Annotated in this window: 24 protein-coding genes; 11 read left to right on the forward strand and 13 right to left on the reverse strand. The window is 64.2% G+C overall.

Going from position 1 to position 21,488, the window contains the following annotated elements:
- Window positions 1-172 precede the first annotated feature (172 nt).
- Together K3F48_RS04755 and K3F48_RS04760 are read left to right on the forward strand one after the other, a co-directional pair.
- Complete coding sequence (locus K3F48_RS04755; RefSeq protein ID WP_222574267.1) at window positions 173-451, forward strand: hypothetical protein; 279 nt, start codon at window positions 173-175, stop codon at window positions 449-451.
- Window positions 452-750: 299 nt separating this feature from the next.
- Window positions 751-1,071, forward strand: coding sequence for a hypothetical protein (locus K3F48_RS04760; RefSeq protein WP_222574268.1), 321 nt, complete (start codon window positions 751-753; stop codon window positions 1,069-1,071).
- Between the two features lie 84 nt (window positions 1,072-1,155).
- Here the strand turns inward: K3F48_RS04760 and K3F48_RS04765 are convergent, their stop codons facing one another.
- Window positions 1,156-1,440 (reverse strand): hypothetical protein, encoded by a 285-nt coding sequence (locus tag K3F48_RS04765; RefSeq protein ID WP_222574269.1) that lies wholly within the window; start codon window positions 1,438-1,440, stop codon window positions 1,156-1,158.
- 66 nt (window positions 1,441-1,506) lie between these two features.
- Between K3F48_RS04765 and K3F48_RS04770 the strand changes: the two genes are divergently transcribed.
- The gene (locus K3F48_RS04770; RefSeq protein ID WP_222574270.1) at window positions 1,507-1,914 is read left to right on the forward strand and encodes a hypothetical protein; all 408 of its coding nucleotides are present in this window, start codon (window positions 1,507-1,509) and stop codon (window positions 1,912-1,914) included.
- Window positions 1,915-2,829: 915 nt separating this feature from the next.
- Here K3F48_RS04770 and K3F48_RS04775 read toward each other — a convergent pair.
- Entirely contained in the window at window positions 2,830-3,513 is a 684-nt protein-coding gene (locus K3F48_RS04775) for a BPSL0067 family protein (protein WP_222574271.1), read from the reverse strand.
- A gap of 519 nt (window positions 3,514-4,032) precedes the next feature.
- Here K3F48_RS04775 and K3F48_RS04780 point away from each other — a divergent pair.
- On the forward strand, window positions 4,033-4,455 hold the full coding sequence (locus K3F48_RS04780; RefSeq protein ID WP_222574272.1) for a single-stranded DNA-binding protein: 423 nt from the start codon (window positions 4,033-4,035) through the stop codon (window positions 4,453-4,455).
- Between the two features lie 71 nt (window positions 4,456-4,526).
- Here the strand turns inward: K3F48_RS04780 and K3F48_RS04785 are convergent, their stop codons facing one another.
- The 3 genes from K3F48_RS04785 to K3F48_RS24810 all read right to left on the reverse strand — a co-directional run bounded on the left by K3F48_RS04785 (window position 4,527) and on the right by K3F48_RS24810 (window position 7,262).
- Window positions 4,527-5,027 carry a hypothetical protein gene (locus K3F48_RS04785; protein WP_222574273.1) on the reverse strand — a complete coding sequence of 167 codons (501 nt, stop codon included), beginning with the start codon at window positions 5,025-5,027 and terminating at the stop codon, window positions 4,527-4,529.
- A 500-nt stretch (window positions 5,028-5,527) separates the two neighbouring features.
- Entirely contained in the window at window positions 5,528-6,832 is a 1,305-nt protein-coding gene (locus tag K3F48_RS04790; protein ID WP_255608304.1) for a MobA/MobL family protein, read from the reverse strand.
- Between the two features lies 1 nt (window position 6,833).
- Entirely contained in the window at window positions 6,834-7,262 is a 429-nt protein-coding gene (locus K3F48_RS24810) for a hypothetical protein (RefSeq protein ID WP_370631355.1), read from the reverse strand.
- Window positions 7,263-8,313: 1,051 nt separating this feature from the next.
- Here K3F48_RS24810 and K3F48_RS04800 point away from each other — a divergent pair.
- The 5 genes from K3F48_RS04800 (at window position 8,314) to K3F48_RS04820 (ending at window position 10,389) form a co-directional block, all read left to right on the forward strand.
- Complete coding sequence (locus tag K3F48_RS04800) at window positions 8,314-8,892, forward strand: hypothetical protein (RefSeq protein WP_222574276.1); 579 nt, start codon at window positions 8,314-8,316, stop codon at window positions 8,890-8,892.
- Window positions 8,893-8,955: 63 nt separating this feature from the next.
- Window positions 8,956-9,405, forward strand: a complete 450-nt coding sequence (locus K3F48_RS04805; protein ID WP_222574277.1) for a hypothetical protein — start codon at window positions 8,956-8,958, stop codon at window positions 9,403-9,405.
- A 70-nt stretch (window positions 9,406-9,475) separates the two neighbouring features.
- The gene (locus K3F48_RS04810; RefSeq protein WP_222574278.1) at window positions 9,476-9,694 is read left to right on the forward strand and encodes a hypothetical protein; all 219 of its coding nucleotides are present in this window, start codon (window positions 9,476-9,478) and stop codon (window positions 9,692-9,694) included.
- A gap of 36 nt (window positions 9,695-9,730) precedes the next feature.
- Window positions 9,731-9,910, forward strand: a complete 180-nt coding sequence (locus tag K3F48_RS04815) for a hypothetical protein (RefSeq protein ID WP_222574279.1) — start codon at window positions 9,731-9,733, stop codon at window positions 9,908-9,910.
- A gap of 50 nt (window positions 9,911-9,960) precedes the next feature.
- Window positions 9,961-10,389 carry a DUF4326 domain-containing protein gene (locus K3F48_RS04820; protein ID WP_222574280.1) on the forward strand — a complete coding sequence of 143 codons (429 nt, stop codon included), beginning with the start codon at window positions 9,961-9,963 and terminating at the stop codon, window positions 10,387-10,389.
- A 92-nt stretch (window positions 10,390-10,481) separates the two neighbouring features.
- Here the strand turns inward: K3F48_RS04820 and K3F48_RS04825 are convergent, their stop codons facing one another.
- From K3F48_RS04825 to K3F48_RS24815, 4 genes are all read right to left on the reverse strand, one after another.
- A complete protein-coding gene (locus tag K3F48_RS04825) occupies window positions 10,482-11,174 on the reverse strand; it encodes a hypothetical protein (RefSeq protein ID WP_222574281.1) in 693 nt (230 codons plus the stop codon).
- Entirely contained in the window at window positions 11,174-12,007 is an 834-nt protein-coding gene (locus K3F48_RS04830; RefSeq protein ID WP_222574282.1) for a hypothetical protein, read from the reverse strand. The genes K3F48_RS04825 and K3F48_RS04830 overlap by 1 nt, the downstream gene beginning before the upstream one ends.
- A 104-nt stretch (window positions 12,008-12,111) precedes the next feature.
- Window positions 12,112-12,462 carry a hypothetical protein gene (locus tag K3F48_RS04835; protein WP_222574283.1) on the reverse strand — a complete coding sequence of 117 codons (351 nt, stop codon included), beginning with the start codon at window positions 12,460-12,462 and terminating at the stop codon, window positions 12,112-12,114.
- A gap of 913 nt (window positions 12,463-13,375) precedes the next feature.
- Entirely contained in the window at window positions 13,376-13,504 is a 129-nt protein-coding gene (locus K3F48_RS24815; RefSeq protein WP_370631356.1) for a hypothetical protein, read from the reverse strand.
- Between K3F48_RS24815 and K3F48_RS04840 the strand changes: the two genes are divergently transcribed.
- Complete coding sequence (locus tag K3F48_RS04840; protein ID WP_370631357.1) at window positions 13,487-14,341, forward strand: Rha family transcriptional regulator; 855 nt, start codon at window positions 13,487-13,489, stop codon at window positions 14,339-14,341. The genes K3F48_RS24815 and K3F48_RS04840 overlap by 18 nt on opposite strands.
- A 190-nt stretch (window positions 14,342-14,531) precedes the next feature.
- Here K3F48_RS04840 and K3F48_RS04845 read toward each other — a convergent pair whose 3' ends face one another.
- The 3 genes from K3F48_RS04845 to K3F48_RS04855 are packed head-to-tail and all read right to left on the reverse strand — an operon-like array spanning window position 14,532 to window position 19,898.
- Entirely contained in the window at window positions 14,532-17,711 is a 3,180-nt protein-coding gene (locus K3F48_RS04845; RefSeq protein WP_222574285.1) for an error-prone DNA polymerase, read from the reverse strand.
- Window positions 17,708-19,231: a DNA polymerase Y family protein gene (locus K3F48_RS04850; RefSeq protein WP_222574286.1), complete on the reverse strand. Its 1,524-nt coding sequence runs from the start codon at window positions 19,229-19,231 to the stop codon at window positions 17,708-17,710. The genes K3F48_RS04845 and K3F48_RS04850 overlap by 4 nt, the downstream gene beginning before the upstream one ends.
- Complete coding sequence (locus K3F48_RS04855; protein WP_222574287.1) at window positions 19,146-19,898, reverse strand: ImuA family protein; 753 nt, start codon at window positions 19,896-19,898, stop codon at window positions 19,146-19,148. Before K3F48_RS04855 ends, K3F48_RS04850 begins: the two co-directional genes overlap by 86 nt.
- Window positions 19,899-20,125: 227 nt before the next feature.
- On the opposite strand from K3F48_RS04855, the gene K3F48_RS04860 reads away from it, so the two are divergent.
- A complete protein-coding gene (locus K3F48_RS04860; protein WP_222574288.1) occupies window positions 20,126-20,584 on the forward strand; it encodes a YaiI/YqxD family protein in 459 nt (152 codons plus the stop codon).
- A gap of 187 nt (window positions 20,585-20,771) precedes the next feature.
- On the opposite strand, the gene K3F48_RS04865 is transcribed toward K3F48_RS04860, so the two are convergent.
- On the reverse strand, window positions 20,772-21,452 hold the full coding sequence (locus K3F48_RS04865) for a cyclopropane-fatty-acyl-phospholipid synthase family protein (RefSeq protein ID WP_255608331.1): 681 nt from the start codon (window positions 21,450-21,452) through the stop codon (window positions 20,772-20,774).
- Between the last annotated feature and the right edge of the window lie 36 nt (window positions 21,453-21,488).

Here is a 21,488-nt window from a genome sequence, read left to right on the forward strand (position 1 = left end):
GCTGGCGCATCGATTTCTTGACGAACAGTCGATCACCTCCTCCTCAGCCGAGGACGGAGGCCTACGATCTCTATGAAGCGTCCTACCTCAGCCGCCGTGACGCGAATGCGGCGATCGAAAAACTTCGCGCGCTCGTCTCCGACGACTCTCGACGCAAACATGAGGAACCCCGATGAAATCGAAATTCATCACCGAACACGATCTCGCCACGCTCGCCAATATCTGCCGCGTCGCCGCGGAGCGCTTCAAAGAGCATGAAGCGGAATTCCGCACGCTGGCGGCCGCTCCTCCATCGCTGGAGACAAAATCGCTGCTCCCGACGGGAGACTCGGCGTTGCGGCTCGCCGATCAGTTCGCGCTTCAGGCCAGAGAAGCGCACGCCTTCGCGAGTCTGTTCGACCGCAGCGAACCGTTCACAATTCGGCATTCCGGCGCCGACGCCGAGGACTAACCGAAATCGGAGGAGGCCCGACAATGGATGCAATACTGCAAATTGCGTCGCGATGGCGCGCTCCACTTCTGAAACGCGTTCCCAAGACCGAGAGACCAATGACGGCACAAGATTGCATTCGCGTCTATAACGAGTCCCCGCGTATCGTCGCCGTGCAATTTCGGTTCGGCGACAGTTTCGGGCACGCGAGTCTCACCTTCGACGAGACACGAAACCTCGTTCGCATTCTCACGAAGGCGACCGAGATCACGGCGCAAAGCCCCGCGCGTTCATAGCCGTTCGACCTATGGAGCCCCCGAATGCCGACCTACCGCATCCTTCTCATCGAAGAGCAGGTGGAAAGCGACTGTGCAGAATTCAAAGTCGCTGCACCCACGCCCCGAGACGGCGCAAATATTCTCGTCGACGCCCATGCGCGCGCTCGTGAGAAATCCTCCAATTGGGTCTCTCTGCCGGACGGGCAGAGCGCCCGCATCGAGCCCGACAATCTCGTTCGAACGCACGTCTATTGCGTATTGCTGGACGACGACGGCAACGAAGTCGAGGAGATCGATCTCAATACACCACCCTCTCCTGCTCAGCCGCCTTCCAAGACGACGGCGGCGGAAGATGGTCCATGATGTGGCGTTGTCATCCCACCGTCCAATTCCCCAACAACACGATCGTCAGGGCTGCCTGATCGTGCTCGAGAGCCGAGGCGGCGGTCATTCCCATTCTCGCCGCCTCGCCCATTCGGTTGGCGGACTCCAGGAGACACGACGATGGCCAGGACACACGTCGATGTCGCCGCCGAAATATTCGGGAGCGCCACCAGCATCGCGCATCTGGCGCAATTCGCATTCGACGGCGAAGACAGCAAAGAGATGACCGTCGAATACGCCATGAGGCTGATCAAAAGGGACTGGCCCTTCGAAATCGATCACGCGAAGACCGAAATCGAATGCGGCGTCGGCATTCGGGTCACTTTCAAAGACGGGTCCGTTCTTCATGTCGGCGCCTGGGCGGACTGACACGGAGGCTTTGCGACCGGATGTCCCCAGCTTCGGAGTTTCGATATGATTCGGCAATATTATGCACAGCGCCGTCAGGGCGGCGACAATCCGAAGGGCGTCGGCGTCATCGCCGTCGGATCCATCTACTATCTACAGAACGATCGCTATTGGCGCGATCGATTTCGCGGCACGCCTGTGTGCCGCGATCCCTGGATTGTTCTGGCGTTTTTGAACGGCGTTGTCGCGGCCTCCCGCCGCAGCGTCGCCACAGGGAAATGGGAAGACGTCTATGTGAGCGGCCGCTCCGATCTCGCCATCGTGCGGTCCCTCCGTGATGGGCGCATCCGCAAGATCGCCGTCCGCACACTGATCCTTCACGACGATCTCGGCATGTGCAAGCAAGCGACCGAATATCCGTCTCTGCCGTGGGTGTCTGATCGCAATTTACGGCTTCGACCTATCGCCGCGTAATGTGGATATGCCCGGCGTTTGCGCCAGCAACGAAATCGGACGCAGAGGGCGCCGGAGTGTGTCGAGAATGCACTCGCTCGCAGCCTCACTCTCCGCTTGCGAGCGGCAGATGCTCCCGAGTTCCATCGCTCCGAAAAGTCGAGCGCGGCGCCATCCGCTTATGTTGCGACAGATTCATGCCCGCGAGTTGGGATTCCGAAGCTTCGCTTCGCTCACCCGCACTTCTTTCGAATAGTCGCGCCAAGTCGTCGCTCACGCGCGAAGCAGGATGAATGAATGGCGCATCGAGCATACGCCCTCGAATTGCGCTCGGACCGTCCAACAGAGCCACGACAATGCCGGCGACAGCGCCTCCCAGCGCACCCGCTCCGATCGCTATCGAAAGGGCGTCCACAAGGAATCCGACGAGAGAGCTCGAAACCCGACTTGCGTTCGGATGAAGACGTGACGCCGACGATTCCTTATTCATGAAAGGCTCCCGAATTGCAGGCGGCCGCTCCAAGATCGTCCGCACTGCAACCGTGCGCTCCATGTGCGCGAATATGAATTGAGGGTCGAATGCTGCGGTTGCACTCGACCCTCCCTCGTAGTTCGATAGTCGACGGGCAGCTCTATTTGCACACCACATGCCCAGGAGTGTACACGCATTGGTCAATCGGACTCTTGAAAACAAAAGTTTCGCGCGTTCCATCCTTATATCGGCACACCAGTTTTAGCGGTTGATGCGCCTTCTTGAGATTATGCCATCCTTGCTCCTTCAGAGAGCCGTCGGGCGTCAGCGATTCCGTGTCCGGCGTGAGTGTCCCCGGCGGGTCCGCCAGTCCCGAAATGATCGTGATCCCCGATAGGTTATTCTTGCAAGGTTCGACGGCGAAGGCCGCCGTCGGAGCCATCAGCATCAGGATGGCGAGCGCCCTAGTGTGATACGACATAGAATTTGTCCCCCGTCTCATATTGATTGTTCCCTGTCCAATATATCGTCCGGTAATGGGCTGGCTGATTCAGCCATTGGTCCATTACCTGTATGCCCTGGTCATTTTGACCGAGGTAAATTGCCGTGTGGCTTTGGCCCGTCGTGTTCGTGTAGGTTCCGTCCTCGCCGAATGTCGCGATCACAGTCCCCGTTGCGATGTCGCTCGCGCCCTGAACCTGTTCTCCTGGAACCCAGGTGGAAGTCAGCCCGACGTCCGATGTGACCTGCGCCAGCGCGACGCACTGCCCACTTCCGACGCTTTGGCCGTTGTATTGGCTGTAGTCGGTAGCGATCGTGCCCGCGCCAATACCGCCATCACCATTGTAGCCGCCGCCGCCATTTCCTCCTCCTCCTCCGTTTCCGGGACCTGTATCCGAGCCGCCGGTCGGGTAACTGAAATTCGGCGCTCCCTTCTCGCGATAGGTCGGGATCACCGTCGCGGGCAATCCGCGTTCGACGACGGGAGTCGGATCGGCGCTTGCCGGCGCCCTCCCCAAGAGCGGCCATCCAGCGACCGCCGCCAGCGCCGCCACGATCAATCGGCATGAGTCGCCGCGTCGACTGCGCCGACCGCCGTTTCCACCACCGCCGTCGCGCGGAGGGGACACATTCATTTTTCGCAACATGAGACCTCCTTTTGCAGAAGGCTCTCAACATTGCTCTCCTCGGCGCGAATGTGAAATTCCTGTCAACCGCGAAATCATCGTCGGGGATCTTCCGGCCGTGTCGTCGCTTCGCCTTTGGCTAATTCCTGATTGCGACGGGCTTCCGGGAGCGGAGTCCGGCCGCCGCTCATGCCGGCGCGCCGCAGCGTCGCCCCCGCGAGATGCGAGGAATTTCGAAAAAGGGAAGAATGAAGAATCGAATCGAGCGAGAAGCCGAAAGCCCGATTGCACGTCGGCGTTCTACAGTCGTCGTCGACTCCTTCGGCTCCAGGCGCCGCAGAATTTTCCCCTGTCCGCGCCGCCCCGCCTCGAACGGCGGGGCGCCCGAGCGCGGACATTCCTCGCGGCGCAAAATTCAGGGTCTCCAGGAGCTCAGCGCTGAAGCTCGACCTCCGGCCTTGCGGCCGGAGGCTCCGGATCGCCTTTCCGGCTGTTCGTGAACGCCGTGCAACGGGCTGCGGCCCCGCTCGGAGAAATGTAATGAGAAACATAGCAGAATTTCAGATCATCGGACGCGTTGGCGTGGTCAAGAAGGTCGGCTCAACCACGCACGTCACCATCGCGTCGAACTACTCCTACAAGGACGAGGGCGGAGAGTGGCGGGACGACCCGCACTGGAACGAGCTCGTCGTGTTCTCGACCTCGATCGTTCGACACATCGAAAACCATATCGGCAAAGGCGATCTCGTTCACGCACGCGGTCGCGTCCGCCAGAACAGCTATGAGCGGGACGATGGCGAGCGCGTGTTCACCGTTGATCTCATCTGCAACGATTTCTCGCGCCTCGCGCAGGCCGCCGACAATCGAGACGCGGAGCACCGCGACGCCGATGCGCGGGACGGCTCCTTCGGGCGCCGGCAAAGGAGCGCATCTCCTTCCCCGGATGACGCCATTCCCTACTGATCGATCGCCCGAAGGGGAGGTTCGACGCCTCCCCTCGTCCCGATTTTAGAGCGCCGTAAACCGGGAAAGCTTCAGCGATTCGACGACCTCGCTGCGAGCTCGTCGACGCACAACGCAAGTGCTTCCGCGTGCAAGTCGAACGGCGCCCAGGTCTCGCCGCGCTTCGCGATCTCGATCGCACGCGACGCGCCCGCCGCGCGCTGACACGCTACATGCGCGTCGACCAGCAATCGCGCAGCGTAGAAGGTATGCGCCGACGCCCGCTCGCTGAGCGGCGTCAGCCAATAGCAACCTTCCGACTGCGCCTCGACCACCAGGCGCTGCGCCTTCACCGCCGCCAACGACGCGTCATGCGCCTCACGGCACAGCGACACCGCGCGTTCGACGATCGGCTGCAGCAGCAGGTCGAGCTCCGCCTGTCGCTGCGAGCCGGGCTCCCGACGCACCGTAACCGCGATGAATTCCGTCATTTTTCGATCGGCGGCGTCGCGAACGTCATCAATGTCGTCGTCGAATCCGAACGACTCGATCACCAATGAGACTTCTCGCGAATCCGGCGCGATATCGCGCACGAGGTCTATCGAGGGCTTTGCTCGCCGCTCGATCGGAAAGCGCACGACATTCGTCATGCCGGGCGTCAATTCAATGCGCATGGCCACTCTCCTCTTGCCGATCGTTTCATCAAATCAGACGCGGCTTCGGGATGCAACTTCAACCTATTGAATATAAGAGGAAAAGTCACGCAGCCGCGACTTTTCTTCCCTTTGTCGCCGCGCTCGCTCTCTCGCGCGTCGTGGACGCGTTCGGATCGAAGCGAAAATGCCGCCCGCCGATCGTTCCCTCGAACCACGCGCCATCCAGCGAGCGTCGCAACTCGAATTCCATGATCGTGCCTGGAACCCCCACGATCATCGCTCGCGCGTTCGTTTCCACGACCTCGACCTCGAGCGGTTCGCGCGGGCGATCGATATCCGTCAATTTAATGAGGGCGTTCATCGACACTTCTCTCCAAATGCTTACTATCGCTTCGACAATGGCCTGTGCTTAAAGGATGTGCGCAGTTCGCTCGCCGTCAACAGCTCACGGCCGTCATTTCTTCGGGGCTCAGTCCGGTCGCGCCGCCGTCGATTTCGACGAGTCGGGTTCCGTCGACCAACACCAGCTTCGCCCGCGCCGCGCGCGTCGCCCGCAACATCCATTCCTTCTGCCGCGCGCTCAAGCCTTTGGCGTCATTCACGACCAGTACGTCCGTCGACGCCAGTCGATCCTGCTTCTTCTTCCACCGGCCGAGAAGTCCGTGAACACCGACGCTCTTGATGCCCGACTTCTTCTCAAACGCCTTCGCCGTCTCATATGTCAAGCCCACCCCGCGAAGCCGTAGGCCTGCGCGCTCCCATTGAGAAATCGCCTCCTCCAGCGTCTGGCTCGTCTCCGTCGCGTCGAGGCCGCCGGAAGCCATAGCAACGGCTCCGCGTTGGCTGGGCGCGCATTGCACTGTCGCGACGAGGCTGCGCGTGCTGAAACTCTCGCCGTCGGCGAGCCGGACAAGCTCGACCGAACATTCCACGCGCGCCCGCGCCGTCTCGAATTGCTCTTTTCCTGCAGTATTTTTGCTCACAAACGCGATCATCTCGCGGTGCGAGAACGTCGCGCTCGCATTGGTCAACGCCCTCAGCGCCAGATCGGGCTCACCGAGCAGTCGCTCGCCATTGCGCCAAGCGATTTCATAGTTCTCCGCCAGGCGCTCGCTTTCGGCGTCGTCGAAAAGTGGTTCGAGCCCTCGGCCGCGCACCGCATCCGCGCCCGCCCGGATCAACCGATCCCGGCCCGCGGCGAGAAGATATTTGTTCGAGAGTATCGCCCAGCGCTCGCGCCATTGCATGAGGAGCTTCGGCCCATGCCAATCATCCAGCTTTTTCCCGAAACCATCCGATCCGATCTCCCGCATCGACAACAGCGCATGAAGATACACGCGGGTATGTCCATCGGCGCCGACGGCGCGATGCAGGTTCACGTCCACCACCCTTCCGCGCTCGACGAATAGCGGCGTCACGAATTCCCTGCAGAGCCCCACCTCGTCGCCCGCAGGTAGATCGTCGGGCAGCGCCGCCTCGATTTCCAGCGCGAGCTGCGCATTGCTGCGCGTCTCGACTGCTTCGACTTCGTTCCAGAGGATCTCTCGCTCAGCCCACCGAGCATCTGCGCCGAGAGGCAGCAAGATCTCCGAATGAATGAGATCGTTCCCGGCGGAGAAGTCCACCTCGCGAAGTGTCTTCGTGTCCTTCAGCCTCGATCGCGCGCAATACGCCGCCGCCGAAATCACGCTGCGCCCTTCGGACCGCCGAACCGAGCCGACGTTCAAAAAATGTATCGCCATTTCAAATCCTCGCCGCGCGTCGCTCCAGCCCGTGCCGGAATTCCGACGCGCGGCCGAGAGGCTCCGCGAAATCGGTGCGAATCTCGAAGCCCAAAAAATCGAAAGCGCTGAGCACCGCCTCGAGCTCAAAATCGAGGGCCTCGATCGGAAAATCACCGAGACAAACGCCAACACCCTCAAATGGGTCATCAGCGCAATCGGATTTCAGACCCTCGTCTTGGTCGGAACCATCGTCGGAGCCGTGGCCGCCCTCACGAGATTCATTCCGGCCGCTCCGATTCTCCACCAATAGGCGAATTCCGATAAATCGGAACCGCGCTCTACTCGCGCCGCGCGCGGCGCTCACCGAGCCGTCGCAATCGACGTCTCGGCCGTTCCGGTTACGATCGCTTTCGCGCGAACCGATCCGACGCGCGAACAATCCCTGCATGCCAAAGGCCTGACGACGGCTGTTTCTCCCCAGCGCGCTCCCGCGCGCGGGACGAGTTTCCGCACATGCGTCCGCATGCGGTTTTCAGAACGAAGATTCGGTTCCCTCACTTTGAAGAGGCGGGCGTGCGGAGAGGCGGGCGCCCTTCAATCCCGCCGCTCGGGCCGGGCGCCCCTTCGGAAGCGCGTCGGATTTGCGCTCGCCGCGATCTCGCGGCGCCGTGGGCAGCCAATCTCGCCGTTGTGATCGGCGAGTGGGCGCCACGGCCGGCGGCAGGCGTAGCCCTGCATGGCTCGGCGCGAAGGCGAGCGCTGGCCAAGGGTCTCTCGCACGGCGGGCGCGACCTCGTCGCTGTCGATGGCGAGCGCGCTGTCGGGGTGGGAGCCTCGTCGCTGTCTCCGAGAAAGCGGGCTCCCGGCAGTGCGCGCCTCGGTCCGTCCGATGCGCTGATGTGCTGGGGCGCCAGTCTCGTCGAGCGCCGTGGGCGGTCCGGTCGCGGCGCGCGTCATGGGCCGCGGGCGATCGTCGGGGGCGATCGAGGTCGAGGCCGCGGTATCGACGGTTCGTCGCGCGCGTCGGCAGTCGTCGGCGCGCTCCGGTCGATCGAGGGTTCGGCGGGATGCGTCTCGCAGTCGCGGCAGTCGGGAGATCACGCTCGGTCTCGAAGATCGCTTGATTTCTCTGGGGGCGTTTCGCTCGGCAGGCCCGATACGTCGGTTTGCCCCCTCGGTTTTGTTGCGTCCCTAAGCCTGGCCGACCGGCCCCGCAACGGCGGCCCCCGACTTTTTTCCGCCGATGCCGGGGCAGTTCATTTTTTGACCGGCGCGAGCGCCGGATCTTTTTTCCTCGCCCCGGACATCTTTGCATCGCGAAGCAAAAAAGTCGGCGTCTCGCCGTCCTTCGCTCCGCTACGGCCCGCGCCGCCGCCCGATGGTCGCCGGACGTGGGTGCAGGCCCGCTCTCATGGCCAGGCTTTCAGGGACCGCACCGAGGGGAACAAACCGGCATCGGGCCGGCGAAACCCGCGGCCCAGAAAATCAGGATCACGATCATGACCAAGCGTCCCCAAACGTCCGCTGCGAAACGCAATAAGCCCGCTCGTCCCCCGATCTCCCTCGAGAGCGCGCGCCTCCTCTGCCCCAACGACGCGATCGCGACAAACGTCGCCGCAGCCTTCGCCCTCTCCGTGCCCGACTTTTCCGGGATCCGCGACGCCCACGACACGCTGCTCCGCAAGACCTGGACCGCCTTCGACGAAGCGCTCAACGAGACCGCCACCAAAATGCACTTTCAGCGCCTTGTCGGAACCTACGTCGCTTCCGCCCAGGGAGCCGGACGCTTCTACTCCGAAAAGGTGACGGAGGCCCGAACCCTCACCGCCAAGCTCGCCAACGAAGCCCGCGACGAGGATCGCGACGCACCTGCCGGCTTCGAGTCCAAGGCCCAGCGCGCTCGCCAGTTCGCCGCCGATCTCGCCATCCAGGCCTACGCCCTCCTCGCCGCCGCCGAGGGAGCCGTCGAGGCCTATCTCCAAATCACCGGCGAAGATTGGAAGCCCTACGTCGCCCACAGCGAGACCGAAAGCGTCGAGCGTAAGTCCGCCGCCGCCGAATTGGGAGCCTTCGGCTGAGCCCGAGCGGCGGGGATCGAAAGGTCCCCGCCTCCCTATCTCGTGATCTCGATGGAGAACGACATGTTCGACTTCACCAAGCTCCGCCGCCCGAACGCAGCCGAGCAGCGCGAGCAGGAACAGCGCCGCCGCGCCGACGCCATCGCCGCCGACCACACCCGTCGCCTCCTGCGATCCCGCGACGCCCTCCGCGTCACCCTCACCGATCACCCCGACGCCCGCTTCACCATCGCCGGCGACCGCGCCATCCATTTCTATGGCGACCAGCCGAACGGCCGCGAGGCCCGCGCCGTCTGGTATGCCCCCGATCACATGAGCCGCGACGAATTCGACACGATCGTCGCCGGATATGCGATCGGCGCAACGCTCGACCTGCGCGGCTATTGGAAGCCGTTCAATGGCAATTCGGGAACGAGCTTCACCTTCGTCGCCCAGTTCGTGAAAGCCGCCGATCGCGCCGAGCCCGCAGAGCGCAAATCGCCCGACGCCGAAATCGCCGCCTTCGACGCTTGACGCACGACCTGCAGCAGCCACAAGGCTTCCGCATTTCAGTAACGTATCCACCCGACCAGGAGAGCGACCAATGCAGCTCACCGCGGAAACCGCAAAAGGCTATGTCGCGCGCCTCATGACGTCATCCGAAAATTGCGTGCACATCGAGATCGACGACGAGGTCGCCTCGCTCGAAGGAGGAGCCGTCTTGAAAGTGACCGGCCGTGCCTTCTACGGCGACGGGACGTCCTCCGGATTCGACTGGGACGTCTGGCGCCTAGAGGACGGCGAACTCTATGGTGAATGGTAGCTCGCCGCTCGCCTCGCCACCACGAAAGTCATCGCTATGCCTCTCTCCCGGCGGCGCATCGCTCGCCCGATCAACCAGGCCGCCCGCGCCCTGCGCCGACGCGCCGCCAACGCCGGCGCCGAGACTGCTCTCGACGCCCGCCCCAAAATCATCGCGCCGAAAAAAGGCAAGGCCTCCTATCGCCGCGCCAGTCAGCAGCCCCCCGACCCCGAATGACCGAACGCCCTCAGCGCTTCGGATTCGCCACTCTGACAGGAGACAAGCGAATGAACGCCCTCGATTCCCGACGAGACCCCTCCGCAGCGGCCGCCGCACGCGACCAAATCCGCGCCGCTTCGGGGAGCCTCCGCCTCGGAAACAAGCGCAAGGGCGCCGCCGCCAAGCCGCGCCCCGGCGAATCCGTCGTCGATATCGACAGATGCAATCCGATCCTCGGCAATCCCTTCATTCTCCAAAATCACCGCGACGACGCCCGCCGCGCCGAAGTCATCGCGCTCTACAAGAAGAAATACGACGCCGACATCGCGCGCGGCGGGCCGATGTCCGCCGCGACCGAAAAGCTCGCCGAGCGCGTGCGCGCCGGCGAGCGCCTCATCCTCATGTGCTGGTGTCACGGCGCCCCGCTCGACAAGCCGTGCCATGGCGATCTCATCAAAGACCGCGTCGAGAAATTGCTCGCCTTCACATGCGATTGAACATTGCAGGCCGAGCAGTCCGCTCGGAAAAAAAGGGGCAGACGCGCGCCGCGCATTCGCCCCTCCTCCGTGTCAGACCCGCCGGCTCGGCCTCAGCCCGAAAACGGCCACCATGTCAGCCACCGACGCTTCAGCTCGTCCGGCAAATCTCGCCACTCCCGCGGAGCCAGCGTCTCCAGCTTGCACACCCAGTCACCCGTCGGCTGACCCTGTATCGCCACTCGCATCGGCGTCTTCGCGCAGCGCGCCAGCGATTGCAGCGCCGGCTCGTCCTGCAATACGCGAATCTGATAACCGGACCAGAAGCTCACACTCAGCAGCGCCAACGCCGCCGCGCTCATCTTCATCGCGAAAATGCGCGTCCGGCGACGGTGGATATTGTTCTCCGCCAGCACTAGCCATTGCTGCGACTCGCTCGTCAGATTCTTCACCAAGTCCTTGCAGACGTTGCTGACGATCGTCTCCTGCACCACTTCCGCCTGCCGGATCGCCAGAGCCGCCATCCGGTTCGCCTCTCGAAGCCGCGCGATCTCCGCATCCGTCGCGCTCTGCGCGCCACGAACGATTTCCCGCATTTCGGCCACCGATCCCGCAACGAGCGACCCGAGCGCCCGCAGCGCCGCCATGAACACCGCGATGAACCGGCCCTCTGGATGGTTCGTCCGAACGCCCCAGCCGTGAGCCGCCTGCTCGACCTCGCGGATCGCGCCTTCGAGCGGCTCCGTAATCGTCGCCGCCTCGGACGCCTGAGCGCCTCCCGACCGATTGCTGTGATCCAACATCATCAAGCCTCCTTCGCCGCGGGCGTCCATGCGAGCGGAATCCCGCTCAACGCCTCGGCAAGCTCCTCCTCCAAGAAAATCTCCGTCCGAGCACGATCGAACAGCGACAGCAGCTCCTCGTCGCCCTCGAACCTCCCATCCGCAGCGTCGCGGAACGAGATCCCCAGATCCATGATCTCCGACATGCACGGAAGCGCCGGCATGGTGATCACCACCGCGCCCTTCGAAACCGCGTCCCGAACGACGCTATCCGTCATGATCTCCGCAAACGACTGAGCGATCGACTGACCCGACTGGACGAGCCCCGCGTTCAAAACGATGAGCGTCGCCTCGGGCATGAACACATCGGCCGCCGCCATATGTCGCAGATAATCGAGATCGGCCTTCTCCGGCCCGACGACATGAACCGCCACCGGCCGAATGCCCATGCGTTTCAGCAATCGAACGAGACGCGTCTCCTGCGCCAGCTTCAGCACGGTCGAATCCCCGCCGGGAAAGTCGATCAAGGCGTGAAATCGCCCCCGACTCTGATCCTGAATCCGATCCTCCAGCCAGCGCTTTCGGTCCTCGAAGGTGCTCCCCGGGCGCGGTTCGAGCGCGTCCATATGAAAACGCGACAGGCTGTGCGTCTCGTTTTGCTGGTCCGCATTCCAGACCTGCAACTGCCCGCCCGCCGACCGATAGTATTGAATGAGCGTCGTCGCCGTCGCCGTCTTCCCGACTCGACCCCGGCCCAGCATCATGATCAGCACGGGAAGCGCGGCGGCCTCGCCCGCCTTCGACGCGCCAGTGACCGCGGTTCCCGTGTCTTCGATTTGGTTTTCGACCTTTGCCATGGTGATAGCCTCCGCTTCTCGACCGCCGCCGTCTTGGCCGCGCCGACGCCGCAAACGTCGGCCGACCGTGCGCGAATATGAACTCGGATTTTTTTGTCCCTTCGTCATGGTCGCCTCGCCGTTTCGAACTCGACCAGAAGCACCTCGTCCTCGAGGACGAGCAGTCCCTGCGCCAAGCCCGTCCACTTGTCCGCCCGGCGCGCCTGCATCCCGCTCCACGCCATTGTCAGTTCGATCGCGCGCGGCGTCAGACGCCCGTCCTCCCCGATCTCGCTCATGCGTGTGCGAATGTCCGCCTCGGCCGCGACACGTTGCTGCACCGCCCGCTGGGGCTCGATCGGATGTCGCACCAGCCCCTCGCGAACCCCAGGCGCCCCCGCTTTCGGCAGGGCGAGCACGCGGCCGCCCACGGCGCTGCTCCCGACCGCGCTCGCCGCGCCATTCGTCGCGACCATCGGCCGCAAGTCCGCCGGTTGTCGTGACGGGTAGCTTCGCCTCTGCTCCGCCCTCGATTCGCGTTCACGAGCCTCGGCAGCCTGTCGTTCGCGTTCCGCGTTGACGTCGCGGCAGACGCGCGGCCAGATTCGTCGCACCGAATTTCCGTAAGGCGTCTTGCCTCGCAGCCCTTGAACGCCTTCTCGACCGATGTCCGCGGCGATCGAATCCCAAGTCCGCTTCAATCCGACGATCTCGGGCTCGACGCGGGCATAATTTTCCCGCAGCCATCGGTAGATGTCGCCGTGTCGGCTATAGGCCTTCAGTTCGATCAGCGATTTTTTGCGCTCTGTCATCGCCCATTCCTCGCGCTCCTGCGGCCACAGGCCACCGCCCCGGCAGGCCCAGGGCGCCGTTCGCCGCGGCTCTCGTCTCGCGATGAAAGTCGGAAGGTGCGCGAACCCCAATTTGAAATTCGGCCCGTCACTATCTTTTTTTGGCGCGTCCTCTTATGCTGGTCCCAGTCTTGCTTGCGCGCCGCGGCTCGGCAGCACTCTCGCGACACTCCCGCGTCAGTCGGGAGTCAATGTCGCGACACTCAAAAACAACCATTATGGACCATTGCACCGTTGGTGCCGGACGCCCCTCCGGGGCGCTCAGAGCCGAACCGGCGAACATCACACGCAAAACGCGCTGGCGCGCAGAAAAATACGCAAAAGTTGAATTCGAAGGGGGTGCCGGCGCGGAATTCGGCGCGCGCGGCGCGGTCCGATGAATTTTTTGAGCGGCCTCTTGCGCGAATTTCCGGCCGCCGCAGCGCTTCATATTCGCACACACCACTCGCAAGCTGATTCTCGTGGTGCCCGGGCACAGCCCCAGGCGCATAGCGGCTGTTTGGAAAACAGCTGATATTTCAATACGGAGTGGAAAATGTCAGAACATCAAAACCACGATGCCGGCGCTCCGGCCGAAAACCTGCCGGTCAAAATCCTCGTCTCCGTCGCCGATGGGAGAGTCCTCGCCGACAGCCGACAGGTCGCCGATGTGTTCGGCAAACGCCATGACAACGTCCTGCGCGATATCGACGGGTTGCTCCAGTCCTCAAAATTGAGGGATGCGCAAAAACATTGGTTTAGGGAGATTTCTCACCCTCATCCAACCGTGCAGGACCGCGCCATTCGCTCTTTCGCGATGACCCGCGACGGCTTCGCGCTTCTCGCCTTCGGCTTCACTGGAGATGAAGCGTTGGAGTGGAAAATTAAATACATCGACGCGTTCAACGCCATGGAGACCGAGCTCGGCCTCCAGCGCGCCGGCGGCTCCGGGGAGCCCCTGTCCGCGTCAGCGGAATTCGCCGAGCACTGCCGCCGGCGCTTCAAGGATATCTACTCCGGCGACTTCATCAGCCCGGACTACCTGCTCAAAATCCTGTTCGTCGGAAATATCCCCTACACCGGCGACAAGCGCTTCCCGCTGCTCGCAAAAGAATCCTGCGAGGCGCTCGGGATCGGCAATAAGGACGCCGCCCTCGGGCGTCTTCCCGCGCTGGCCAAAGGGTTCGTCACGGTCGATTTCGGCGGTGGGCCGACCGAGCGCGAAGCAATCACGGAGGCGGCTCTCTATGCGCTCGCGTTCGATCGTCGCCAGCTCAATACTGCTTGGCCCGCCGGCCCCGGCGGTCTCTTTCCCTACGACATTGCTGCGGGAAGCGACGCAGTCGCCCTCTCCTATCAGATCAAGACGCTCGAGAGCTACTTCCGGTCCTTCCGAGAGTCGGTCTCGCCCGGAGCGGGTCTCGATGAAATACCGGCGTTCCACAATTTCGAACGGGTGATCTCGAGCGCCGCCCAAGCCGCGGACCAGCAGCTCATCGTCGGCTTGCCGCGCCGAGGACATTGATCTTTCGATAAAAGATCGCGTCACGAAAGGGCGAGCGGATCTCCGCAGCTTTCCAGCTTCTCGGCGCGCGGGTCATCGCCCGTCGAGGAGACATCCGCGCTCCAAAATCGCTGATGCGCTCTCGACCCTGGCGGCTGCGTCGACTTATCTCGACGCAGCCGTCGCGGCGAGGCGGCTGTAGAGATTTCGATCAGCAAAAATCCCGGCTTTTCACGCGTATCGAGCCCCGGCTGCGGAGCTGGTCGCCCCGGCCATGCGGAAGAGGAAACGCCGCTTCCCGGCTGCCCACGCTGGCGAGGTCGGCCGAGAGGTCCGTGATGCGCTGTGCGACCAGATGAACGACGTCGCCCTCGCGCTGGACGCGGCCGTACGCCGCCATCATGCCGGCCGACAGGATGGCGCGCCGGTTCGCCTCGAGCACCTTCGCCCAGATTACGAGATTGGCGATGCCAGTCTCGTCCTCCAAGGTGACGAACATGACCCCCTTGGCGCTGCCCGGACGCTGGCGGACGAGGACGATGCCCGCGGCTTCCAGCCAGCGGCCGTCGCGCGCCGCCATGGCCTCGGCGCAGGTGACGATGCGCCGGCGCCGGAGATCCTCGCGGAGGAAGCTGAGCGGGTGCGCCCTCAATGTCAGTCCGACATGGCCGTAGTCCTCGACGACCTCGCCGCCCGCCGTCATCGGCCGCAACGTAACGACGGGCTCGTTCACCTCGGGCACGAATTCGGCCTCCCGCGCGGAGGCGGCCGCGAAGAGAGGAAGCGGCTCGTCCCGCAGCGCCTTGATCGCCCATAGCGCCTCGCGGCGGGCGAGCCCCAGGGCCGGACGGAAGGCGTCGGCTTCGGCGAGATGGACCAGAGCCGCGGAAGGGACGCCAGCGCGCCGCCAGAGATCATCGACCGAGGCGAAGGGCCGGTCGGCCCGTGCGGCGACGATGGCGCCCCCATGGGCGTTGGCGAGACCTTTGACCATGCGCAGGCCGAGGCGCACCGCGAAGCGGCTGTCGTCCTCGGTCGGCTCCAGCGAGCAATCCCAGCGCGAGGCGTTGACGCAGACCGGCCGCACATCGACTCCATGCGCGACCGCGTCCCTGACGATCTGGGCCGGCGCATAGAAGCCCATGGGCTGAGCGTTCAGCAGCGCCGCGCAGAACACATCGGGATGCCAGCATTTCAGCCAGGCGCTGGCATAGGCGATGAGCGCGAAAGAGGCCGCGTGCGATTCCGGAAAGCCGTAAGAGCCGAAGCCTTCGAGCTGGCGGAAGGTCTGCTCGGCGAAGTCGCGCTCATAGCCGCGGTCGACCATCCCTTCGATCAGCTTCTGCTTGAATCCGGAGACGCCGCCGGTGAATTTGAAAGTGGCCATGGATTTGCGCAGCATGTCGGCTTCGCCGGGCGTGAAGCCGGCGCATTCGATCGCCACGCGCATGGCCTGTTCCTGAAAGAGCGGAACGCCCAAGGTCTTGCCGAGCACTTTTTCGAGCTCCGGCTTCGGGAAGACGACGGGCTCCAGCCCTTCCCGGCGGCGCAGATAGGGGTGGACCATGTCGCCCTGGATCGGTCCCGGCCTGACGATCGCGACCTGCACGACGAGATCGTAGAAGGTCCGCGGCTTCAGCCGCGGCAACATCGACATCTGCGCGCGGGATTCGATCTGAAAGGTTCCGAGCGTGTCAGCGCGCCGGATCATCGCATAGGTCCGCGGGTCCTCGGCCGGGATGGCGGCGAGATCGAGATGGATTCCCTTGTGATCGGCGAGCATGTCGAGGCCGCGCTTCATGCAGCTCAGCATCCCCAGAGCCAGCACGTCGACCTTCATGAACTTCAAGGCGTCGATGGCGTCCTTGTCCCATTCGATCACTTGCCGCATGTCCATCGCGGCCGGCTCGATCGGGACAAGCTCGTCGAGCCTGTCCTGGGTGAGCACGAATCCGCCGGGATGCTGCGACAGATGCCGGGGCGTCCCCATGAGCTGACGCGCGAGGTCGAGCGCCAAGCGCAAGCGACGGTCGCCGAGGGTTCCGACGTGTACGTCCTCGGCGCCCTCCGATTGTTCCCAGACACGGCTCGACAGCGTCTCGACGACATCCTGGGTGAGGCCGAGCGCCTTGCCGACGTCGCGCATCGCGCCCTTGGCGCGATAGCGGATGACGGTCGAGCAAAGCGCCGCGCGGTCGCGGCCATAGGTGTCGAACACCCACTGCATGACGATCTCGCGCCGTTCGTGCTCGAAATCGACATCGATGTCCGGCGGCTCGCGGCGCTCCTCGCTGACGAACCTCTCGAACAGGAGGTCGTTGCGGCCGGGATCGATCGAGGTGACGCCGAGCACGTAACAGACGGCGGAATTGGCGGCCGACCCACGACCCTGGCAGAGGATATCCCGGGAGCGGGCGAAGCGGACGATGCTGTTCACCGTGAGAAAATACGGCGCGTATCGAAGCTTCTCGATCAGGCCCAGCTCGTGCCGCAGGGACGCCCGGACGCTCTCCGGCACGCCTTCGGGATAGCGCGTTTCTGCGCCTTCCCAGACGAGCTTCTCCAGCGTCTCCTGCGGAGTGAGCGTCGGATCGTCGCGCTCTTCCGGATATTGGTAGGAAAGCTCCCTGAGGTCGAAGCGGCAACGTGCCGCGATCTCGATCGTGCGCGCGACCGCCTCGGGATTGCGCGGGAACAGCCGGCGCATTTCCTCGGGCGGCTTCATGTAGCGGTCGCCGTGCTCGCGCCGATCGCCCAGCTCGTCGATGGTGACGCCGTGGCGGATGCAGGTCACGACATCCTGCAGCATGCGCCGGTCGGGCGCGTGATAGAGCACGTCATTGGTGATGACGCTCGGCACGCGCATCCGCGCGGCCATGGTCGAGAGCTCGTGGATGCGAAGCTGGTCGTTGGGGCGCCGACGAAGCGTCAATGCGAGATAGGCGCGGTCGCCGAAAGCGTCGCGCAGCCGGCGCAATCGCAGGCCACAGGTCTCATCGGGCTCGTCCGGAACGAGGATGACGATCAGGCCCTCGCCATAGGCGACGAGATCGGCCCATTCGAGGATGCATTTCGCCTTGCCGCCGCGTTTCTTGCCGAGCGAAAGCAGCCGGCAAAGGCGGCCATAGGCGGCGCGGTCTGTCGGATAGACCAACACCGACATGCCGTCCATGAGATCGAGGCGACAGCCGACGATCAGGCGCACGCCGGTCGCCTTGGCGGCTTCGAATGCGCGCACGACGCCGGCCAGCGAGTTGCGGTCGACCACGGCGACCGCTTCGACGCCCTGAAGCGCAGCCTGGGCGAAAAGCTCATCGCAGGATGACGCGCCGCGCAGAAACGAAAAATGCGATGTGACCTGCAGCTCGGCGTAGCGGAATGGGCCGCTCATCCGAACACTCCGTGCAGGAACCAGCGCTGCGAGCCGCTGTTGGGGTCCTCGCCATCTCCGGAGCGGAAGATCCAATAGCGTTCGCCGGCGTCGTCCTCGACGCGGAAATAGTCACGCACGGCGGTCAGCTCTGCATCGCTCCGCCACCACTCGCCGCGGATACGCTCGGGGCCGTCGGCCCGGCGGACGCGTCGCCGGACGCCGCGCCAGGTGAAGGCGACCGGCGGATGATCCGGCAGGGCGGCCATTGTCTCGATCGGCTCGGGCGACGGCAACAGCCGCGACGGCCGAGGCCAGCGCCCCTGCCATGTCGCGCCTGTGTCCGGCGCCATGGGCGGAATTCGGCGCACCGAGCGCTCGGGCGTCTCGGTGGCGACCGGCGCAGCTCGGTAGAGGCTGCGCTCACCGACGCGGTTGACGAGGGTGTCGACGAGATCGGACACGTCCGGCGCTCCGTCATCGACCATTGCGGTCAGGGTCTGCTTTTCCGCGAGCGGCTCGGCCAGTGTCGCGGCGAGGCTGAGGGTTTCGATGCCGAAGCCGGGCTCGATCGTGTCGATCTTGTCGGTCAGCAGCCGCGTGAGGCGCTTCACGTCGCGCACCGGCATGGCGACCCCGACACGGACCGCCTGCACGCGATCGTCGACCCGGTGACAAATGAGGTCGAGGCGCTTGGCCCCCAGTCCCTCGGCCTCCAGTCCGGCGCAGAGCTGGACGACCAGCTCGCCGATATGGCGGGCGATGGTCTCGGCCGCGCCGATGGGCTCCGCGAAATTGCGCTTCACCTCGATCAGCTCGTCGGGGCGGATCGGCTCGATCGGCTCGCTGAGAATTCCCAGGGCCTGATCGATGCGTCGCCCGAGCTGCGGCCCGAAGCGCAGAGTAAGCGGCGCGCGCGGCTGCGCGAGGAGATCGCCGATCCGCTCGAAGCCGAGAACATGGAGCGCCGCGACCATGTCGGCAGGCAGGCGAAGCGCGGCGAGCGGAAGGCCCGTCAGCACGGAACCGCCATGGCCGAGCGGTGCGATCAGCGCGGGCCGCCCGGCGTAGCGAGCCAAGGCGTGCGCCGCGCCCCAGCTGTCGGCGATCGCCGCGCGAGCGCGCACGCCGGACGATGAAAGCCTGTCGATCAGGCCGGCGAGCATCGCTTCTTCGCCGCCGAGGAGATGATCGGCGCCGGTGGAGTCGATCACCAAGCCGTCCGGGGAATCAGCCGCGACGATCGGCGCGTAGCGTCGGAGCGCCCACAGCGCGAGACGGTCGAGGCCCTGGGCGTCGGCCGCGGCGTCGTGATCTCGAACGACGAGGCCTTGCACGAGAATCCGCGCCTTGGCGGCCGACATTCCGACGCGCGCGCCCGCAGCTATGGACGAGGCGTCCGCAGCCCGCACCACCTGCCTCCTTCCGTCGTGGCCGATCAGGACGAGCGGCGTCTCAGCCGGCGACGCCGCTTCGCCGGCCTTCCTTCGAAGCCGGTCCGTGGGCCAGCTCGGCAGGAACAGCGAGGCGACCCGAGCCATCACACGCCTCCACTTCGAAATCCGCGCTTTCACCGGCGCGGACGCGGATCAGCTCCAGGAGCCAACGGTGGCGGCCGACGCCGGGGATCGGCAGGGCCGCTGAGGGTAGGACCGAGACGCGCCATCGGGTCGCCGCGGCGGTCGGCTGACCGAAGTCGACGGCTTCGGATTGCCGGCGCCAGCGCCGCAACGCGAGCCCGATCGAGCCGCTTCCCTCGGCGCAGAGCTGGAGACGCCGGGACGCGGTCATGTCGAGACGCGCGACTTCTCCGACGACCGCGCCGAGACCGCCGTGCCGCAAGCCTTCCTCGACACATGCGAGCACGGTCTTGTCGTTGCCGGCCTCGACATAGATCACGCGATCGGGCGGCAAGCCCGCCTGCGCCAGCGCCGGGGCGAAGAGGTCGGATCGCGTGATGACCCAGAGAACCTTGCCTTTCGTACGCGTCGCGATCCCGGCGGCGAACAGCGCCGCGGCCGCGCCGTCCACGGCGCCGTTGCCGCCGCCAGCGATCTCATGGAGCGCGCCGAGGGGGAGGCCACCGCCCGGAAGACGCGCATCGATGTCGGCGATTCCGAACGGAAGGACCGATTTGACGCGCCGGGCTCGGCCTTCGATCTTCTCGATCTGCGCGCGCAACGACTCTATGGCGGGCTCGTGCCGCAATCGCCTTCTCGACCTCTGGGTGTGGGCTCAATGTCATGTTCTCTAAATGTTCTCCCATTCGAGGTCGGGAGTCAAGAGGACGGGCTTGCGGATATTTCTCTGCGCGTAAGGCCACGATCCAGGAACGTGTAAGTGTGGCACGACCTCGCCGTTCGTGAACGGGAAAGAATGAATGGGACTTTCTTCCGTGCGGCGACGACCCGACGCCCGATAGGTTAGGATGCGTCATGACGATCAAGATCTACATCGACGGCGACGCGTGCCCCGTGAAAGATGAAACTTACAAAGTTGCCTCTCGCTATGGTTTGCAGACTTTCGTCGTATCCAACAGTTTTATACAAATCCCGCGGTCGCCGCTGATCGCCAGGATAATCGTTGACGCCGGAGCCGACGTGGCCGACGATTGGATCGTAGAGCAGGTGGTTGCTGGAGATGTGGTCGTCACCAGCGATATTCCTTTGGCCGGACGGATATTGGCAAAGGACGCGCATGCTATCGCACCCTATGGTCGCGCCTTTACACAGGACTCGATCGGTTTGGCTCTCGCGCAACGCTCGCTCATGGAGCATATCCGCTCAACGGGCGAAATCACCGGCGGCCCTCCGCCATTTTCTTCAGCTAACCGGTCGCAGTTCCTTCAAGCGTTGGACCAAGCCATTACCCGAGAGCAAAGACGGCGGCTATGAGCCGACCTGCGCTTGCCGCTCCGGCTGCTCGACGATATCTGGTGATGAGGTGACGCCTACTTTTGACCCACCGCTGCCATTCGCGAGGGTGAGGTTGCTTCGAACCGATGAACTGCTCGAGCCTTGCGAGGGTCATAAATTTGCTACCCTCTCTCCGCTGACGGAGAGAGGGAATAAGGTGCCGAATTTATTTTCCTGAGGGTCGTCTGGCGGCGACGACCCTCGTGAACCCGAGCGTCCGCCCCGCATCGAGCCGAAGCATTTCGCTCTCTTTGGTCAGATCGAAGCCAGCACCAACTTCGGCGCAGACCTCGTTCCATTCGAGCCAGTGTCGCCAACCGTCGGGGAGCAGGTCGGCCAGTTCCACTTCGACGAGCCCGGTCTTCTCCCAGTGCCGCCGCCACCACGCCGGGCTGTGAAAGCTGCAAAACTCCCACTCCCAATAGGGGCGCAGCATCTCAGGTGGTCCGTCCGGCAGCTCTTCCGTTACGCCCGGCGAGACGAAGCAGAGGCGGCCACCTGGACGCAGGAACTTCGCGACATACCCAAGGAAGAGATCGTCCGCGCCGAAATAATGGTAGGCGTCGAAACTGACGATGACGTCGAAATAGTCGTGCGCGAAAGGGAGCGCATGCGCCTCGGCGTGGATCGGAAAAACCCGGTCGGCGACCCCGGCCGCCTCGATTCGCAGCCAGTTGTCGGAAGGTTTGATCCATAGATCCGCAGCCCAGACCGTGACGCCGAATTCCTTCGCCAGAAAGATCGAACTCGCCGCCTTGCCGCAGCCTATGTCCAGAACGCGCATGCCGGGCCGCAAGGGGACCGCCTGGCTCGTCCACTCCGCGAGCCAAAGCACATTTGGGCCCATCCACGATTCGAATTGCCATGCGGCGTCATAGTTCGC

Origin of the sequence: Methylosinus sp. Sm6, from assembly GCF_019802345.1 — a bacterium.
GTDB lineage: Bacteria > Pseudomonadota > Alphaproteobacteria > Rhizobiales > Beijerinckiaceae > Methylosinus.

What these genes read in the sequence shown, in the direction of transcription:
- K3F48_RS04790 (WP_255608304.1), bottom strand. Translation starts at nt 6,832, where the DNA reads ATGGCGATACATTTTTTGAACGTCGGCTCGGTTCGGCGGTCCGAAGGG.
- K3F48_RS04850 (WP_222574286.1), bottom strand. Translation starts at nt 19,231, where the DNA reads ATGGCTCGGGTCGCCTCGCTGTTCCTGCCGAGCTGGCCCACGGACCGG.
- K3F48_RS24810 (WP_370631355.1), bottom strand. Translation starts at nt 7,262, where the DNA reads ATGCAGGGATTGTTCGCGCGTCGGATCGGTTCGCGCGAAAGCGATCGT.
- K3F48_RS04755 (WP_222574267.1), top strand. Translation starts at nt 173, where the DNA reads ATGAAATCGAAATTCATCACCGAACACGATCTCGCCACGCTCGCCAAT.
- K3F48_RS04800 (WP_222574276.1), top strand. Translation starts at nt 8,314, where the DNA reads ATGACCAAGCGTCCCCAAACGTCCGCTGCGAAACGCAATAAGCCCGCT.
- K3F48_RS04825 (WP_222574281.1), bottom strand. Translation starts at nt 11,174, where the DNA reads ATGATGTTGGATCACAGCAATCGGTCGGGAGGCGCTCAGGCGTCCGAG.
- K3F48_RS24815 (WP_370631356.1), bottom strand. Translation starts at nt 13,504, where the DNA reads ATGGCGTTTGCCGAACACATCGGCGACCTGTCGGCTGTCGGCGAGGAC.
- K3F48_RS04805 (WP_222574277.1), top strand. Translation starts at nt 8,956, where the DNA reads ATGTTCGACTTCACCAAGCTCCGCCGCCCGAACGCAGCCGAGCAGCGC.
- K3F48_RS04810 (WP_222574278.1), top strand. Translation starts at nt 9,476, where the DNA reads ATGCAGCTCACCGCGGAAACCGCAAAAGGCTATGTCGCGCGCCTCATG.
- K3F48_RS04820 (WP_222574280.1), top strand. Translation starts at nt 9,961, where the DNA reads ATGAACGCCCTCGATTCCCGACGAGACCCCTCCGCAGCGGCCGCCGCA.
- K3F48_RS04815 (WP_222574279.1), top strand. Translation starts at nt 9,731, where the DNA reads ATGCCTCTCTCCCGGCGGCGCATCGCTCGCCCGATCAACCAGGCCGCC.
- K3F48_RS04835 (WP_222574283.1), bottom strand. Translation starts at nt 12,462, where the DNA reads ATGGTCGCGACGAATGGCGCGGCGAGCGCGGTCGGGAGCAGCGCCGTG.
- K3F48_RS04770 (WP_222574270.1), top strand. Translation starts at nt 1,507, where the DNA reads ATGATTCGGCAATATTATGCACAGCGCCGTCAGGGCGGCGACAATCCG.
- K3F48_RS04775 (WP_222574271.1), bottom strand. Translation starts at nt 3,513, where the DNA reads ATGTTGCGAAAAATGAATGTGTCCCCTCCGCGCGACGGCGGTGGTGGA.
- K3F48_RS04860 (WP_222574288.1), top strand. Translation starts at nt 20,126, where the DNA reads ATGACGATCAAGATCTACATCGACGGCGACGCGTGCCCCGTGAAAGAT.
- K3F48_RS04765 (WP_222574269.1), bottom strand. Translation starts at nt 1,440, where the DNA reads ATGAAGAACGGACCCGTCTTTGAAAGTGACCCGAATGCCGACGCCGCA.
- K3F48_RS04780 (WP_222574272.1), top strand. Translation starts at nt 4,033, where the DNA reads ATGAGAAACATAGCAGAATTTCAGATCATCGGACGCGTTGGCGTGGTC.
- K3F48_RS04865 (WP_255608331.1), bottom strand. Translation starts at nt 21,452, where the DNA reads ATGGGCCCAAATGTGCTTTGGCTCGCGGAGTGGACGAGCCAGGCGGTC.
- K3F48_RS04760 (WP_222574268.1), top strand. Translation starts at nt 751, where the DNA reads ATGCCGACCTACCGCATCCTTCTCATCGAAGAGCAGGTGGAAAGCGAC.
- K3F48_RS04845 (WP_222574285.1), bottom strand. Translation starts at nt 17,711, where the DNA reads ATGAGCGGCCCATTCCGCTACGCCGAGCTGCAGGTCACATCGCATTTT.
- K3F48_RS04830 (WP_222574282.1), bottom strand. Translation starts at nt 12,007, where the DNA reads ATGGCAAAGGTCGAAAACCAAATCGAAGACACGGGAACCGCGGTCACT.